Annotated in this window: 14 protein-coding genes; 4 read left to right on the top strand and 10 right to left on the bottom strand. The window is 69.5% G+C overall.

The window, feature by feature from the left end:
• Positions 1 to 71: 71 nt before the first annotated feature.
• The 3 genes from OG963_RS13355 to OG963_RS13365 form a co-directional block, all read right to left on the bottom strand.
• Positions 72 to 1,850: an ATP-binding cassette domain-containing protein gene (locus OG963_RS13355; protein ID WP_319739481.1), complete on the bottom strand. Its 1,779-nt coding sequence runs from the start codon at positions 1,848 to 1,850 to the stop codon at positions 72 to 74.
• A 111-nt stretch (positions 1,851 to 1,961) separates the two neighbouring features.
• A complete protein-coding gene (locus tag OG963_RS13360; protein WP_093777299.1) occupies positions 1,962 to 2,726 on the bottom strand; it encodes an NUDIX domain-containing protein in 765 nt (254 codons plus the stop codon).
• Positions 2,727 to 2,859: 133 nt separating this feature from the next.
• On the bottom strand, positions 2,860 to 4,167 hold the full coding sequence (locus OG963_RS13365; protein WP_093930908.1) for a DUF4192 domain-containing protein: 1,308 nt from the start codon (positions 4,165 to 4,167) through the stop codon (positions 2,860 to 2,862).
• 110 nt (positions 4,168 to 4,277) lie between these two features.
• Between OG963_RS13365 and OG963_RS13370 the strand changes: the two genes are divergently transcribed.
• Positions 4,278 to 6,398: a RecQ family ATP-dependent DNA helicase gene (locus OG963_RS13370; RefSeq protein WP_371798940.1), complete on the top strand. Its 2,121-nt coding sequence runs from the start codon at positions 4,278 to 4,280 to the stop codon at positions 6,396 to 6,398.
• Between the two features lie 217 nt (positions 6,399 to 6,615).
• Positions 6,616 to 7,239, top strand: coding sequence for a hypothetical protein (locus tag OG963_RS13375; protein WP_093777305.1), 624 nt, complete (start codon positions 6,616 to 6,618; stop codon positions 7,237 to 7,239).
• Between the two features lie 64 nt (positions 7,240 to 7,303).
• Here OG963_RS13375 and OG963_RS13380 read toward each other — a convergent pair whose 3' ends face one another.
• The 3 genes from OG963_RS13380 to OG963_RS13390 form a co-directional block, all read right to left on the bottom strand.
• A complete protein-coding gene (locus tag OG963_RS13380) occupies positions 7,304 to 7,924 on the bottom strand; it encodes a hypothetical protein (RefSeq protein WP_093777307.1) in 621 nt (206 codons plus the stop codon).
• A 60-nt stretch (positions 7,925 to 7,984) separates the two neighbouring features.
• Positions 7,985 to 8,695, bottom strand: a complete 711-nt coding sequence (locus OG963_RS13385) for a ribonuclease HII (RefSeq protein ID WP_093777309.1) — start codon at positions 8,693 to 8,695, stop codon at positions 7,985 to 7,987.
• A 116-nt stretch (positions 8,696 to 8,811) separates the two neighbouring features.
• Positions 8,812 to 9,438: a TetR/AcrR family transcriptional regulator gene (locus tag OG963_RS13390; protein ID WP_030927162.1), complete on the bottom strand. Its 627-nt coding sequence runs from the start codon at positions 9,436 to 9,438 to the stop codon at positions 8,812 to 8,814.
• A 251-nt stretch (positions 9,439 to 9,689) separates the two neighbouring features.
• Here OG963_RS13390 and OG963_RS13395 point away from each other — a divergent pair, with 251 nt between their 5' ends.
• Positions 9,690 to 11,243 (top strand): MFS transporter, encoded by a 1,554-nt coding sequence (locus OG963_RS13395; RefSeq protein WP_030927160.1) that lies wholly within the window; start codon positions 9,690 to 9,692, stop codon positions 11,241 to 11,243.
• A 177-nt stretch (positions 11,244 to 11,420) separates the two neighbouring features.
• Here the strand turns inward: OG963_RS13395 and OG963_RS13400 are convergent, their stop codons facing one another.
• The 4 genes from OG963_RS13400 to OG963_RS13415 all read right to left on the bottom strand — a co-directional run bounded on the left by OG963_RS13400 (position 11,421) and on the right by OG963_RS13415 (position 15,699).
• A complete protein-coding gene (locus tag OG963_RS13400) occupies positions 11,421 to 13,175 on the bottom strand; it encodes a DUF4153 domain-containing protein (RefSeq protein ID WP_371798941.1) in 1,755 nt (584 codons plus the stop codon).
• Between the two features lie 183 nt (positions 13,176 to 13,358).
• Entirely contained in the window at positions 13,359 to 14,270 is a 912-nt protein-coding gene (locus tag OG963_RS13405; RefSeq protein ID WP_030927156.1) for an ADP-ribosylglycohydrolase family protein, read from the bottom strand.
• 12 nt (positions 14,271 to 14,282) lie between these two features.
• Positions 14,283 to 14,942: a histidine phosphatase family protein gene (locus OG963_RS13410; RefSeq protein WP_030927154.1), complete on the bottom strand. Its 660-nt coding sequence runs from the start codon at positions 14,940 to 14,942 to the stop codon at positions 14,283 to 14,285.
• A 151-nt stretch (positions 14,943 to 15,093) separates the two neighbouring features.
• Positions 15,094 to 15,699, bottom strand: a complete 606-nt coding sequence (locus tag OG963_RS13415) for a YdbC family protein (RefSeq protein WP_051878748.1) — start codon at positions 15,697 to 15,699, stop codon at positions 15,094 to 15,096.
• An 80-nt stretch (positions 15,700 to 15,779) separates the two neighbouring features.
• Here OG963_RS13415 and OG963_RS13420 point away from each other — a divergent pair, with 80 nt between their 5' ends.
• On the top strand, positions 15,780 to 16,760 hold the full coding sequence (locus OG963_RS13420) for a DUF1152 domain-containing protein (protein WP_319327194.1): 981 nt from the start codon (positions 15,780 to 15,782) through the stop codon (positions 16,758 to 16,760).
• The last annotated feature ends 56 nt before the right edge of the window (positions 16,761 to 16,816 follow it).

Raw genomic sequence — 16,816 nt, forward strand, 5'->3', positions numbered from 1 at the left:
GCCTTATGCGCATAAAACGGGCACTTCTCACGGATTTTCGCGCCCCTCGGGAGTCCGGCCATGTTTCGCGATCACCAACGAACCCTGCCGCGAAGACTGGTGAACAGATAAGCGCAGATCAGGACCGAGAGCGACAACGACAGCGCCACCCCCACCGGGTGCACCACCATGCGCACGAGAGCCAACATCCATCGGTCCATCACGTGCGGCCACTGCACCCAGGCCAGCTCGCGGAGCCTGGCCGGAAGTCCGAGCATCGAATGTGCGGTCGGCCCCGCGGGCATCTTCTCCATCAGTGGGACGACGAGCACGGGAACGGCGAGTACCGCGGAAAGTCCGGCGGACGTCACCCTGAAGATTCCGGCGGCCAGCAGACCGGCCCAGGCGCACCCCACGTTCAGGGCCGCCCAACTCGCCGCAAGATACGTCGCATTCCGCGGGACACGGATCAAGTCGCCTCCGTGCAAGACATGGAGGGCTTCCTCGGATGCCAGAACGGTCAGCAGCGCGAGCAGCACCGCGACGCCCGCCGAGACGAGCAGCTTGGCCAGCAGCAGACCGATGCGGCGGGGAACGGTACCCCGACCCGCCGCGAGCGCGGGGTAGCGGAACTCGTCACCGAACGAGAGCGCTCCGAGCAGCCCGGCGCCGAACGCGACGGGCGGCAGCGGCAGCATCGACGGCCAGCCGGCGAGCACATCGGGGAGCCGGGCATGGTCACCGCGGGCGAGCAGGACCGAGATCCCGACCGACACGACCAGAACGGCAACCATGATCACCGCCGTTGTTCTGACGCCGAAGAATCGGCGCAGTTCGTAGCGCAGCGGTTGGAGCGGCCCCCGGGCCGGACGCCGTCGGACCGGCGGCGGTTCCGACGCGGATGCGGGTGACGCGGGCCCCGGTGCGGCCTCCGGATCGGTGGCCGGCGACTCCGGACGAGGTGCGGCACCTGTTCCGGAAGGACCGGTGGTGACCGGGCCGGTGTCACCGATCTCGTCGGCCAGTTGATGCACGGGTACGCCGTGACGGAATGCCGTGTCGCCGATCTCCGCGCAACTACTGCCGTACACCGCCAGCAGACTGCTCGCTTCGGCGACCACCTCGACGGAGCGCTGCGCCGCGCGCGCCTCACGGCTGACCACCGTGGCGAGCCGGGCAGCGTGCGGAGTGCGGACGACGACGCGGGGGCGCAGCCGGGTGCGGGAGAAGGCGGCGCCGCCCTGGTCGGCGACGAGGCGTCCGGAGTCGATCGTGACCACATGGTCGGCCGAACGCGCGGCCTCCTTGGGGTCACGGGTGGTGTACAGAACCGTCCCTCCCCGGGCCGCATGGGAGCGAAGCAGGCCGTGCAACCAGCTCTTCTCGTGCGGGGAGAGCCCCTCTCCGGGATCGTCGAGGATCAGTGCGTGAGGGTCACCGAGCAGCGCCGCAGCGAGGCCGAGCCTGCGGTCCATACCGACCGACATCGAGCCGATGCGCTGGTCACGGAGCGCGGCGAGGCCGACCGTCTCGAGCAGCTCGTCCGCCCGGGAGGCGGGCACCCCCGCGGCGGCGCAGAGCATACGGAGCTGGCCACGGGCGGTACGAGCGGGATGACCGGGTACGTCCCCGAGGAGCACTCCCACCTCACGGGCGGGCTGCGGGATGCGGTGCAGCGGTCTGCCACGGAAGTAGGTGATCCCCCGCCCCGACTCGATGTCGAGCATCAGACGAAGGGCCATGGTCTTGCCGGAGCCGGGGGCACCGAGGAGCGCGGTGACGGCGCCCGGCCCCGCTTCGAAGGTGAGGTCGTCCACGGCGGGCGGACGGCCGCGGTGGGGAGCGCTGGTGAGTCCGATGGCCTGGAGCATCGCTTCTCTCGCGGAAGGTGAGACCGCTCGGCGGCAGGGTGATTACCGCAGCAACATAACGCGACATTTAGGACTTTTCGTGCAGCACCGAACTCGCGGGCGTTCCGCAGGTCAGACTTCGGGCCTCAGCATCGGCGGATTGAGCACCGTGGCCGCACCGGCCCGGAAGAGCTGGGCCGGACGCCCGCCCTGGCGGGTGGTGGTTCCACCGGCGGGGACCAGGAATCCGGGCGTGCCCGTCACCTTGCGGTGGAAGTTCCGCGGATCGAGGACCACGCCCCACACGGCCTCGTACACCCGACGGAGCTCGCCGACCGTGAACGCCGGCGGGCAGAAGGCGGTGGCCAACGAGGAGTACTCGATCTTGGAACGGGCCCGCTCGACACCGTCGGCAAGAATCTGCGCATGGTCGAAGGCCAGCGGGGCCTGCTGCTCGCCTTCGCGACCGTAGCCACCCTCCGGTCCGAGCAGGTCGTCGACGGGCGCCCACCGCGCGCTGTTCGCATCACCGCCCGCACGGGGGGCGGGCAGGTCGGGTGCCAGTGCGAGGTGGGCGACGCTGACGACCCGCATCCGCGGGTCCCGCTTGGGGTCGCCGTAGGTGGCGAGCTGTTCGAGATGGGCACCGTTACCGACTGCCGGGGCTGCCGGGTCGTGGGCGCACAACCCGGTTTCCTCCGCCAGCTCGCGTGCCGCGGCGGCCCCGAGGTCCTCATCGGCCTTGACGAAGCCGCCGGGTAGCGCCCACCGGCCCTGGAACGGCGACTCGCCACGGCGAACCACCAGCGCACACAACGCATGGCGGCGCACGGTGAGCACAACGAGGTCGACGGTGACAGCGAAGGGCGGAAAGGTCGACGGGTCGTAGGGCGGCATGCCGTGATCATAGTCGTCTGCCTGACGATAAACACTCCCTTCGTCACGCTCTTCATTCGTTCCGGACCAAGTGCCCCCGCTGCCCCCTCTCCACTCGCCTCGCTCCTGACATCCGCCCCCACACCGCGCCCGGTCACGGCTGTCGACCGCCCTTGGTCCCGCCCCCGCCATCGCCCCGCGACACCCGGGCACGCCGTCGGGCAACCGCCGTTCCGGGACGGGCGGAGCCTGGCTGCGCCCGCTTCCGCCTCATGGCCGGCGGGCGTGCCGCGCGGGGCGCCGCACTCCGCTCCGAACGATGGCCGGTTCGGCCCGCCCGGTCACCGCGCTCCCCTCGCAGACAACGGCGCAGGGTCTCCGGGTCGAGTCCTTGGTTGCACGCCTGGTGGAGGAGTTGAGCAAAGGTGTAGTCGGGGTCCGCCTGCAGGGCCAGGCCCAGAGCGACCCGCGCACCCGGTTCGTCGCCGGTGGACCAGGAGACCCAGCCGGTCAGGGTGAGAGGCGCCGCGGCATGCTCCCCGTAAGGTCCTACGCAGCGACGCGAGAGTGCCCGCCACAACCGCAACGCGGATTCCGCTTCCGACCCCTCCATCCATTCGGCGGCCTTGTCCCGGGTCTCCCGGTCCTGCAGGCCGAGGATCACCGCGGCGGCCTCGTCATGGCTGATCAGGGAGTCGTCCTGGACGTCCGCAGCGGAGGGCGTCGTCGCCGGCGCCGCCCGGAGGCGCTTCATCAGCGCACGGGCGAGCACCAGCGTCTCCCGGGCCACCTCCTTGCGTCCCTCCTCGTCGAGGATCCTCGGCACCAGTGCCGCGCCCGCCGCGTCCAGAGCCCGTGGCTGATCCGCCACCGACGGGGTCTTCAGAGGCATGAGCCTGGCTTCCATCTCCCGCAGAGATCCCCGCACTTGAATGCCCGCGTAGGTGGCCGCGGCCGCCATCACGGAGGTGCCTGGAAGGGAAAGCGAGTTTCCCTCAGCAGGACAGCAGCGCGGGTCGGGGCAGCAGTAGGACCAGTACCGGCCGTCGGAGATGCAGAGCGCCTCGAGTACGGGTACGTCCAGTGCTCCGCAGGCCGTGCGCAGACGTTGAGCCAGCGGGCGCAGCCGCTCCATCACCTGCCCCGGGGTCTCCCCGTCGGCAGGATCCTGACAGAGAAAAATGACGATCGCATCAGGACGCTCCCCGCGCCGCTCGCTGCCCTTGACCAGACACTCGGCGAGCTGCTCGGCGGTGGACGGCCATTCTTGCGATGACTGCGGAATTCCGAGCCTGAGCCGCCCGCCGAAGCGGCCGCGGCCGCCGTGCAGGGCGACCATGACCACGCTGTCGTTCGGATAGAACCCCATGAGATACGGGAGGGCATCGGCGAGTTCGGCGGGCCCGCGCAGAGTGATCTGCTGTTCGTCGGCCGGCCCGGTGGATTCGTGGTGCTTGTTCATGGCACGACCGTCCCGCGAGCGGCAGAATTCCGCGACCCCCTGTGGATAAGTTATCCACAGGACCGCGGGGCCGTTCGCGGTTTGTCACAGCCATCGGGTTGCATGGGGGCATGACCAACGCAGACCGCCCAGAGCTCAGGGCTTCGGCCGATTCCGTACTGGCCCGACTCGTCGGGGACACCACCGACACTGCGCGGCTGCGCGAGGACCAGTGGCGGGCCATCGAGGCACTGGTCGCGGACAGACGCAGAGCGCTGGTCGTCCAGCGGACCGGCTGGGGCAAGTCCGCCGTGTATTTCGTCGCGACCTCGCTGTTGCGGGCGCAGGGCAGCGGCCCGACGGTGATCGTCTCGCCGCTGCTCGCACTGATGCGTAACCAGGTAGCGGCCGCGGCCCGGGCCGGGATCACCGCCCGCACGATCAACTCGTCCAACACCGAGGAGTGGGACACCGTCCAGGCCGAGGTGGCAGCAGGGGAGGTGGATGTCCTGCTCGTCAGCCCCGAGCGGCTCAACAACCCCGACTTCCGGGACCAGGTCCTGCCCCGGCTCGCTGCCGCAACCGGGCTGCTCGTGGTCGACGAAGCACACTGCATCTCCGACTGGGGTCACGACTTCCGGCCGGACTACCGTCGGCTGCGGACGATGCTCGCCGATCTGCCGGCAGGCGTGCCCGTGCTCGCGACGACCGCCACTGCGAACGCGCGGGTGACCGCGGACGTCGCCGAGCAGCTCGGTACGGGCGCGGGCACGGACGCGCTGGTGCTGCGTGGACCTCTCGACCGCGAGAGTCTGAGTCTGGGCGTGCTCCAACTGCCGACCGCTGCACACCGGCTGGCCTGGCTGGGTGATCATCTCAAGGAACTCCCGGGTTCCGGGATCATCTACACGCTCACTGTCGCGGCCGCCGAGGAGATCACGGCGTATCTGCGCCAGTGCGGGCACACCGTGGCCTCCTACACCGGCCGCACCGAGAACGCAGACCGGCAGCAGGCGGAGGACGATCTCCTGGCCAACCGGGTCAAGGCCCTGGTCGCAACGTCCGCGCTCGGTATGGGATTCGACAAGCCCGACCTCGGCTTCGTCGTGCACCTCGGCTCGCCCTCCTCCCCCATCGCCTACTACCAGCAGGTGGGTCGCGCGGGCCGAGGCGTCGAGCATGCCGAGGTGCTGCTGCTCCCGGGCAGGGAGGACGAGGCGATCTGGCAGTACTTCGCATCGGTCGCCTTCCCCCCGGAGGAGCAGGTCCGGCGGACCATCGATGTGCTCGCCCAGGCCGGCCGGCCGCTCTCGCTGCCTGCTCTGGAGCCGCTGGTCGAGCTGCGGCGCACCCGCCTGGAGACGATGCTCAAGGTCCTCGACGTCGACGGTGCGGTGAAGCGGGTGAAGGGCGGCTGGATCGCCACGGGAGAGCCCTGGGTCTACGACTCCGAGCGCTATGCCTGGGTTGCACGCCAGCGGTCCGCCGAGCAGCAGGCGATGCGCGACTACGCAATGACGACCGGCTGCCGGATGGAGTTCCTCCGTCGCCAGCTGGACGACGAGGAAGCGGCGGCCTGCGGACGCTGTGACAACTGCGCGGGTGCGCGCTTCGACGACCAGGTGTCGACGGAGCCCCGCAAGATGTGGCCGACGGGTCTCGCCGCGGTGGGAGTCGACCTCAAGGGCCGTATCCCGGCGGGCGAACTCTCCTTCTCTGGGCGCGCCCTCGGCCGTCTCTCCGACATCGGCTGGGGCAACCGGCTGCGGCCGATGCTGGCGGCGCAGACGCAGGACGCCCCGGTACCGGACGATGTGGCGAACGCGGTGGTGACCGTGCTGGCCGACTGGGCCAAGGGGCCGGGTGGGTGGGCATCCGGCACCGCCGATGCCGTACCCCGGCCCGTCGGCGTCGTCACGGTCGCCTCGCACAGCAGACCGCAGCTCATCCAGTCACTCGGCAGACGTATCGCCGAGGTCGGCCGGATGCCACTGCTCGGCAGCGTCACCTACGCGCCAGAAGCGGCCGAGGCGCGGATCTCCCGGACCAACAGCGCGCAGCGGGTGCGGGCCCTGCACGAGGCGCTCGTCGTGGAGCCGGAGCTGACCGAGGCGTTGGCGTCGGCGGGAGGCCCGGTGCTGCTCGTGGACGATCTCTCGGACACCGGCTGGACGCTTGCCGTGGCATCCCGGCTGCTGCGCCGGGCAGGGGCGGAAGGAGTGTTTCCGCTGGTCCTCGCTGTTCAGGCGTGACACGAGGCGTCATCTGTCCAGGATCTGGGCAGGGATATCCGTGTCATTCCGGCCGATTCCCGTCAGCCTCGCCAATTGCTCGTTGCCGCCTGCCGATACGCCAGGGAGAATTGAACTCGCTCCCCGCACGGTCCTTTCGCGGCCCGGAAGGGCTGTGCCGCGGTGCGCCCCCACCCGACCCTGCCCGCACCGTGGGCGCGTATGCGAAGGGAGGACCGTGACCTTCGGATTCGCTCCGTCCGCAGCCAGTTCGGTGTCCGCCGACTCCACCAACCGCCTTGCCAGAATGCTCGAACCGGCCGAATGGGCCGCTGCGGGCATACCGTTGTTGCGCAGCCCGCGCGAGGTCGTCAGCGGACTGCACGCCCGGCACCGGCCGACTCCGGCAACTGCCGTCGTCGCCGTGCTCGACCATGAGGAACGCCTCACGGCCAGCGCGTCGTTCACCCGCCGCTCCGTAGCCGCGGACGGCTGGGAGTTCCGTAACGCGTTGCTGTCGCATCTGCGCCGGGTCATCCCGCACGATCTACGACGCCGCACGCCCGTGCGGACTGCGGTACTGCTCTACTGCCGCGAGGGGGACGAGCGGTGGACGGAGGAGGACGGGGCGTGGATGTGGGGTCTGCGAGACGCCTGCACGCTGCACGGCCTGCGCTGCGGCGCGTACATCACGCTGACCCATGGCGGGTGGCAGGTGCTGGGTGAGGGCCGTGGTGGCCGTCGGCCCAGCTCCACGTCAGCGCCTTCGTCTCTCGCCGACACGGTGCGCGAGCACGACCCGTTCCCGCTTCGCACCGGTGGCGGAGCGACTGAGGCACTGCGCCGCACCGCCGCCCGCTGACCCGACCCGTCGGCCCGGCCGCCCGTCGGGCAGCCGGGTCACGACGGTCGTACGTGCCGACGGCTCAGACGCCGACGCCGAGCACGGTGTTGATCTGCTGCGGGTCACCGCAGACGATCAACAGCGCCCCGGCGCGCTTCTGCGCGAGAAGCAGCGCACGGGCGGCGTCGTCGTCGGCCGCTCCGTTGACCGCGACGATCACCACGGGACGGGCCTGCACCCGGTCCGCGCCCGGGGCACCGGCGAAGAAGACGTCTTCACCGGCCTCGTGCTGGGCCCAGTAGGCGGCCTCCCCGAAGGAGAGCTCGTGTGCGGCCCACGGGTGCTGTTCACCGGTGGTGAGGACCAGGATGTCGCCCGGTGCGCGTCCGGAGTCGAGCAGCAGATCGACTGCCTCGTCGGCGGCGTCGAGCGCACCGGCGGCCGAGGCGGGGATCAGCTGGATCTGCGGCACGGAACGGTTATCCGAGCGGGCCGCCTGGGACTGACCGGCGGTGGTGTGCGGGCGCTGCGCCGGGGGCGCGGGCCTCACAGGACCGGGACCCGGACGACCGGGGCGCGGCGTGGCCGCGGAACGCGGACCGGGTACGGGACGGGGGGTCGGCGCGGTTCGGCCTGTGGCCGGAGTGACGCGGGGACCCTGGGCGCTCTCGTGAATCTGAGGCTCCTCGGGGATGAGAGGCATGGGTGGTTGTCTATCAAACGCCGACGCAATGAGCATCAGCGGGTGGGCACAAATGCGCGATCAGAAGTCGAAGCCGAGCTGGCCCCCGCTTTCCAGTGCAGCCGCCTCGGCGGAGATGCGGACCTTCTTCAGGTGCTGCCACTCGGGCAGCGCGTCGAGGTACGACCACGAGAGGCGGTGGTGGGGCGTGGGTCCCAGCGCCTCCAGAGCGGCCCTGTGCACGGGGGACGGGTAGCCGGCGTTGGCATCGAAGGCGAAGGCGGCGTACTCCCCCGATTCCGCGCCCAGTTCGGCCATCATCGTGTCCCTGCGAACCTTCGCGATCACCGAGGCGGCCGCGACCGCGACACAGGACTGGTCGCCCTTGATGACGGTTCGGACCGTCCAGGGCTCGCCCAGGTAGTCGTGTTTGCCGTCGAGTATCACCGCGTCGGGGCGTACGGGCAGCGCCTCTAGGGCGCGGACAGCGGCGAGGCGCAGGGCCGCGGTCATCCCGAGGTCGTCGATCTCCTGCGGCGAGGCGTCTCCGAGACCGTAGGCGGTGACCCAGCCCTCGAGCAGCGGCGCCAGCTCGGCGCGGCGCTTGGGGGTGATCAGCTTGGAGTCGGTGAGTCCGGCAGGAGGCTTGCGGAGGCCGGTGACGGCCGCACATACGGTGACCGGTCCCGCCCACGCTCCGCGTCCGACCTCGTCGACACCGGCGACGGTCTTGGCACCAGTGGTAGCGCGCAGTGAGCGCTCGACGGTGTGCGTGGGTGGTTCGTACGGCATGGCGCCAGCCAGCGTACGCCGACGAGAACGCCGAGAACACCCCGGGGCGCCGGACCGTCGTGCTGTCCGCGACGCCCCCACCAGGATGCTCACGGACCGGCCGCCGGCCGTCGCGTTCAGTTGTCGGAGGAGCGGAACAGCGGCACCACGACCTGATCGATCATTTCGGCGAGCTCCCCGTCCGTCCATTCGCTGCCGCACACCTTGCTGCGGTACATCATCATGGCGGGGATCACTTCGAAGGACAGCTCGCTCGTGGCGTCGGAGCGGACGTCTCCGCGCGCGATTCCCCGGCCGACCACCTCCCTGAGGAGCTCGGTCGACGGCTGGATCACCCCTTTGAGGATCACCGACTGGAACCGCTCGGCGGCGCTTGCGTCGCACTCGTGAAGTACGGAACGCAGCGCGCATCCGGGCTTGGAAAGCATGGCGTCGCGCAGCCGCCGACAGAGCTGGAAGAGGTCTTCGCGAACACTGCCGAAGTCGGGCGCCTCGCCGAGCGCCGGCAGTGCCGTCTGCAGTGCGTCGACCACGAGGTCCTCCTTCGAGGGCCATCGCCGGTAGACCGCCGCCTTCCCTGTCTGGGCCCCGGCGGCGACGCCCTCCATGGTCAGCCCGTTCCAGCCCACCGTACTCAGCTGCTCCAGGGCGGCATCGAGGATCGCGCGTTCCAGTACGGGCCCACGGCGGCGCGGTGACGCCATCGACGGCCGAGCGGCGGCCGCCGAGCGCGAAGTAACCATCAGCTTTTCTCCATCGAAACAGGTCGGACGGTGGGGCCCGTCGGGACGGCGAGGCGGATTCGGACACCGAGGCGGACCAAGGCCAGTCGGAACCGGTCGTCATCGGACCGAGCCGGCCCGGACCGAGCGATTCCGCCGACATCCCGGCAACAGCAGCTTCAGTGAACGCTTGCGTTCACTGACGGGGACTCACTACCGTTGACGAGACAGTGAACGCTTCCGTTCACTAATTCACTTGTGGGGGATCCATAGTGACAACCTCTCAGTTAGAAGCACAGAGTCCGCCGGGCGCGGCCCGACGGCAGGGGCGACGGGGGATCGCCCTCACGGTCATCGCCGCATGTCAATTGATGGTTGTGCTCGATGCCACGATCGTCAACATCGCGCTTCCGCATATCCAGGACGCGCTCAGCTTCTCCACCACCGATCTGTCCTGGGTCCTCAGCGCCTACACGCTCACCTTCGGTGGACTGCTGCTCCTCGGCGGCAGGGCCGGTGACATCCTCGGCCGACGCCGGGTCTTCATATCCGGAATCCTGGTCTTCACCCTTGCTTCCCTGCTGGGCGGACTGGCCCAGGAGCCCTGGCAACTGCTCGCGGCCCGGGCCCTCCAGGGCGTCGGCGGAGCCATCGCCTCACCGACGTCGCTCGCCCTGATCACCACCACGTTTCCCGAAGGCCCCGAGCGGAACCGCGCGTTCGGAGTCTTTGCCGCAGTTTCTGCGGGCGGCGGCGCGATCGGCCTGCTGACCGGCGGGATGCTCACCGAATGGCTCGACTGGCGTTGGGTCTTCTTCGTCAACGTACCGATCGGTGTGCTGATCGCGGTCCTGGCACCCATGTACATCAACGAGTCCGAGAGGCATCCCGGCCGCTTCGACGTCTCGGGCGCACTGACCTCGACCCTCGGCATGGCTTCGCTGGTGTACGGATTCATCCGGGCATCCGAGGAGGGCTGGCGGGACTCCCTCACCGTGAGTTCCTTCGGCGCCGCAGTGGTGCTCCTCGCCGCATTCGTACTCATCGAGATGCGGGCGAAGGAACCGATCACCCCGCTGCGGATGTTCGCCGACCGCAACCGGTCGGGGACGTACCTCATCATGCTCAGCCTGGCCGCCGCCATGGTCGGCATGTTCTTCTTCATCGTCCTGTTCGTACAGAACGTGCTGGACTACAGCCCCATCGAATCGGGTCTGGCCTTCCTGCCCGTGACAGTCGCCATCATCACGGGCGCAGGCCTGTCGCAGCGGCTGTTGCCGGTGCTCGGCCCCAAGCCGTTCATGATCACCGGTTCGACACTCACCGGACTCGGCCTCTTCTGGCAGACCTTCATCTCGTCCGACAGCTCCTATGTGAGCGGGGTGCTGGGGCCGATGTTCCTGTTCGGGTTCGGTATGGGCCTCAACTTCGTCACGCTGACCCTGACCGCTGTCTCCGGGGTCGCGCAGCACGAGGCCGGTGCGGCGTCCGGACTCCTCAATGCCAGCCAGCAGGTGGGTGGTTCGCTGGGGCTGTCCATCCTGGTGACGGTCTTCGGCACGGCGAGCCGCAACGAGGCGGAGAAGCAACTTCCGTCGTTCATGGCACAGGCGACGCCGGAACAGAAGGCGAAATTCGCCGAGACGCACGAGTTGCCCGCGCCCTGGGGACACGAGGTGCTCACGCACGGCATTTCGACGGCGTTCACGGCTGCGGTGGCGATGGCCGCACTCGCCCTGCTGACTGCGGTGCTGGTGATCCGGGTACGCCGGAGCGATCTGGATGCGTTGAGCGGCAAGGCGTCCGCGGGTGGCCCTGGAGCTTAGCGTCGCACGCCGGTGCGGACACCGGTACGCCGGACGGCGCGCAGCCAGAGGCACGCGCGTCGGCGCAGGTGCAGGCCGCCCACAGGGATGCGGCCTGCACCTGCCCGGATCGCCGGGTACGGCTCAGCGATCCGGATCAGTACGGGTCGTAGGGGGCTTCATCACCAGGCGGCGTCATCAGTACGGGTCGTACGTACCGTCTTCGTAATCGCCCCGGTCACCGCCGTCCTCACCGCTTCCGAGGCCCGCGCAGTCCGTCACGAGGGCGTTCGCGCTCCGGTTCTCCAGGATGTCGCGTGCCCGCGCCTCGCCCCAGCTGGTTGCGTACCAGGGAGCGTCGGACACGCGCAGCGTGCGCTGGATCTCGCCGAGGGCGCAGGAGCGCAGCGGTTCGGGCAGTGTGTCGAGGGCCGGTACGGCGTCGGCCGAGAGGCCACGGAGGTAGTCGATGTCGATCGCGTGATCGTTGCGGTAGCGCTGAACGTTCTGTTCCGCGATCAGCCCGTCGGGCGAGACCAGACCGAACACGAGCACACCGACGGCCGCGCTCGCCGCCACGGCGCGCGGCAGCAGCCGGGCGCCGAACACGCCCGCCGCCAGGATCAGGATCAGCACCACGCCCAGCCACAGCTCCACCGCGGCCACGGATATGCGCAGCCTGGTCAGACCGTACGCATCGACGTACAGCTCCATGCGCCGCAGCGCGGAGGCCACCACCACGAGGGTGAGCAGACACAGCGTGCCCAGGACGATCCGCACGAGAGTTCGGTCGCGCGTTTCACCGCGAGGGGCCCAGCGCAGGGCGAGCGCGATCACGAGGAGGGTGAGCAGCGTCGCCCACAACAACTGCCAGAAGCCCTGGCGGGCGTATGCGGAGTAGCTGAGATCGGTCTCGGCCATCACCTTGTCGTATCCGCCGAGCAACACGGTGAGCTGGATGGCGATGAAGACGGCGAAGAGCAAATTCAGCACGACGAGCGGAAGCGCCCACTCCAGCCGGCCTCGGGCCTTGCCCGCCCGCACGGTGATGCGGTCCCAGTGGATGGGGGCGGCGGCCGTGTACGCGGCAGCGAGCGCACCGACCAGACCGACCACGAAGAGGAAGAACCGCCAGGGGCCGTCGCCCAGCGACACATCCGGCATCAAATTGCCGAGCACATCGGCGAACGCGGCATCCGCGCTCGCGAACAGCGCTCCGAAGACGATGAGCAGGACAACGGCTACCGCGGTGGACCGGAAGACGACACCCCATCGACCGCGAGAACCAGCCATCCGGTCGCGCATGCCCCGGCCGCCCCATCGCACTCCCTCGACGGCGGAGGAGAACAGGCCCACCGAGCCGAGGAACACCCCGAGCCAGCTGCGGCTGCCGTGCAGGGTGAGCGAGCCCAGCGCGACGGCTGACACCACAGCGAGGAACGTGGGCCAGCCCGCGTCCCGGAGTGCCGGGACGATGAGCAGCGACAGACCGCCCAGCGCCCAGACTGCGGACCAGGGGCGGAGCCGTCGACCCGCGGCCTCTGCAGCGAAGAAGGCCGCGAGCGCGGCAGGAATTGCGACGATCAGCAGGTTCGGGCCGAGACCGTCCCCCAGCAACAGACCGCTGAGGAGCGCGGTCGCGGCGACCGACCAGAGTGTGGCGTTGCGGATGGCGACCGGCGGGGCCGGGCGCAGCCGCGCGACCGTGCCGACCTGCTGCTGGCGGCTCTGCCAGGGGTTGGGCGGCGGCTGCGGTTGCCCTCCTTGCTGCGCGTTCGCCGGGCTCTTCGGCGACACCGGGACTGCGTCGCCGGAGTCAGGCATGCTCGGCGCTGCCGAGCTACCGGGCGAGTCGGACGGCGCCGGCGGTTCCGGCGTCGTCGCCGTCTCCCCCGGGCGCGACGACTCGGGCGCCTCTGGCTTCCGGGATGATTCTGACGTGTGATCGGACATGGGACCCCCTCCCACCGAGTTCCGCTCACACGGCTGCTGAGCAGCGCGAGCACCTCGGCTCTCATTCGGCGCACGGCCGTCATGATGATCATTGACGGCGGCGTGGCCGAAAGGGTAGCCCCCCGCTACCGCTCGCAGACGTGCGCGGCGGGGATGTGGCAGTACCGTGACAGTCGAGACGTGTCAGCTGCGACCCGGCCGGGGAAGCCAGCCCGGCAGCTCTTCCGTCTGTGCCGACCAGGCGGCCGGCGGAGCCCCCGCCTTGCTTGCCGCGATGACCCCGCCGACGATTGCGCAGGTCGTGTCGACATCGCCACCGGCCTGAGCGGTCACCCAGAAGGCCTGCTCGAAGTCGCCGAGGCTCCGCGCCGCCGACCAGAGGGCGAACGGCACTGTGTCGTGTGCACTTGTCCGACGGCCGTTGCCGAGGACTGCCGCGACGGTCCCGGCATCGCTGTAGTCGAGCATGTCGCGCGCCCGGCGCAGCCCGGCGCCTACCGCACTGCGCGGCACGAGGGCGATGACCCCGTCGAGGAGATCGGTCGGCGTCGGCGGGCCACCAGGGGCGGCGGCGAGCGAGGCGGCCGCCGCGACAGCCATCGCCCCCACGACGGCCTCGCGGTGCTGATGCGTGGTGTACGAGGAGATCTCGGCCTGGTGCGTGGCCTGCTCGGGGTCGTCCGCGTACCAGGCACCGAGGGGCGCGATACGCATGGCCGAACCATTGCCCCAGGAGCCCTGGCCCTGGAAGAGCGCGGACGCCAGCTCGCGCCAGTCGCTACCCTCCCGGACCAGCCGCAGCAGCCGGTTCACAGCAGGGCCGTATCCCCGGTCGAAGTCGTGGTGGTGGGCGAACGAGTGGGCCAGGGCGTCCTGGTCGATGCGGTTGTGCCCGGCGAGCACGGCCAGGACGGAGCAGGCCATCTCCGTGTCATCGGTCCATTGCCAGGGACCGAGCGGCAGTGCGCACTGCTTCAGCAACGGATAGTTGGCGGGCACAAAGAACTGGGAGCCCAGAGCGTCCCCCACGGACAGCCCCCGCAGGCTGGCCAGGGCGCGTTCGAAGCGTTGGGCGGAAGCGGAGTCAACGGTCATCGCTTCTCCACTCTATCCGGTGATCCCGTACGGCTCGGGGGTACGCCACCGCTCGAAAGGCCGGTCGAGCGTGTACCGCCCGTCCTCGCCGAGCATCAGCGTTCGCGTCTCTCCGTTGCAGGGGTTGGACAGCGACTCGAATTCGGCCACCGACCAGTGGAACCACCGCATGCAGAACAACCGCATCGTCAGTCCATGAGTGACCAGCAGAACGTTGGGCGGATGGTCTGGGTCCTCGAAGCTTCGGTGCAGGCTCTCCAGAAATGCCCCGACCCGGTCGTACACATCGGCGCCGGACTCCCCCTGCGCGAAGCGGTAGAAGAAGTGTCCGTACGCGTCCCGGTAGGCCTTCTGCAGTCTCACGTCGTCCCGGTCCTGCCAGTTCCCCCAGTCCTGTTCGCGCAGCCGCGGCTCCTCGCGCACCCGCACGCGCTCCAGGTCGAGCCCGAGGGACCTGAAGGTCTCGTGCGTGCGGCGGTAGGGCGAGACGTACACGCTGACCCGCTCCCGGCCGAAGAGGTCGCGCAGCTGCACCCCCGTCTCCCTGGCCTGCCGCAACCCCGTCGCGGTGAGCCTCAATGCATGGTCGGGCTCACGTTCGTACACCGTGTCATCGGCATTGCCCTCGGACTCGCCGTGCCGGACGAGGACAATGCGTTGCGGTCGTGCCATGTAAAGACCCTAGATCGGTTCCGGACCATTCGAGCAGTTGTCCGGAATCCGTCCGCCGCATGTTGCCGGCGAAGCTGGGCCTCGATGCGTCCGGTACTTCCCGCCCCGCCTGGGACCCGCCGATCAGGGGCCGGCCCGAGGTTTCCGAGGATCACACCGTCCAGGACGGGTCGAGCTGCACGACGTCCCCCGCCAGCGCCGCCACATCGTCCTCGGTCCCTGCCCGCTGCGAGAGCCTTTCGACGCTCCCCGGCCGGTACTTGCCGCGCTCGGCGCTCGACTGCCACATCGACAACACCAGGAACTCGTGCCCCGGCGCCTCGCCGAACACGCCACGCAGCATGCCGGGCGAGCCGGCCATCGCCGGATTCCACACCCTCTCCTGCATCAGGGCGAAGTGTTCGACCCGGTCCTCGTGCACCCTGCTGTGCGCCACTCTGACCACATCCGCATCGGTGAAGCGCGGCTCGAAGCCGGTCTTCACATCGAAGCGGTAGTCGAACAGTTTGACCTGGATGTCGCTGTACGTTCCGGACTGAGCGGCAGCCAGCCGGTCGTGCGCACGCGCCATGAACGAGTCGTAGAAGACCCGGTTCTCCCAGAACGCGAACACATGGGCAACCTCCGGCCGCCCTCGGCTCCAGCCACCCCCCTGTCCCCTGAACCCCGGCTCACCGAGCAGCCCCGCCCACTTTCGCTGCCCCCGCTCGAAACCGCGACGATCCATCACGGTGCAGCGAATCCACTTGACCAGCACCGCGCCATCGTACGGCGCCGAACGTGGCGCGGGTCACGCTCTGACGGAGTACACCCGAACCGGGCGCCGCGAATCGCAGAATGATCTCCATGACGACGCCGCCCGCCAACCCCTTGGCCGCCAACTCCCTGTTCGCCCGCCTCGACTCCGCGGAACGCGTCCTCGTCGCCGGAGCGGGCGGCGGCTTCGACGTCTACGCGGGGCTTCCGGTCGCACTCTCGCTGCTGCATCAAGGCAAGGAGGTCCAGCTCGCCAATCTCTCGTTCAGCGCCCTCGAAGGGCTTCCCGTCGATGCCTGGCTCGCGCCCGATGTCGCGGTGATCACCCCCGAAACCTCCCTCCACCAGCCGTACTTCCCGGAACGCACGCTCGCCCAGTGGCTCGAACTGCACCATTACCCGAGCACCGTGCACGCCTTCGCCCGGGTGGGAGTGCAGCCGCTACGAGCCGCCTACCGAGCGCTGATCGAGCGGTACGACATCGACGCGGTCGTCCTCGTCGACGGCGGTACGGACATCCTGATGCGCGGCGACGAATCCGGGCTCGGCACACCGGAGGAGGACCTCACCAGCGTCGCGGCGCTCGCCGGAATCGACGGACCGGAGCGCCTCGTCGTCTCCATCGGCTTCGGAATCGACGCCTATCACGGGGTGAGTCACGGACTCGTCCTGGAGAACATCGCGGCCCTTGAACGCGACGGCGCCTGCCTGGGGGCCTTCTCCGTCTCCCGTACAACCCGTGAGGGCGCTCTCTTTCTCGACGCGGTCGCCCATGCCCAGAAGCACACCCCCGACCACCCGAGCATCGTCAACGGATCGATCGCCGCGGCGGTACAGGGAGCTTTCGGGGACGTCCAGTTCACCTCGCGCACCCGCGGAAGCGAGCTGTTCATCAACCCACTGATGTCGCTCTGCTTCGCCTTCGAACTGGAGGGGCTGGCCCGCAACTGTCTGTATCTCGACCGCATCGAGCACACCTACCTGATGCGCCAGGTCAGCAGCGCGATCGAGCTCTTCCGCGAGGAGATCAGGCAGCGTCCGCCGCGCCGTATCCCGCACTGAACTGCACAGGATTCGATATTGGCCCGATTCCACCGCCCGATATCGAGCCGGTTGGA

The sequence above is a fragment of the Streptomyces sp. NBC_01707 genome, assembly GCF_041438805.1.
In the GTDB taxonomy this organism is placed as follows: Bacteria; Actinomycetota; Actinomycetes; order Streptomycetales; family Streptomycetaceae; genus Streptomyces.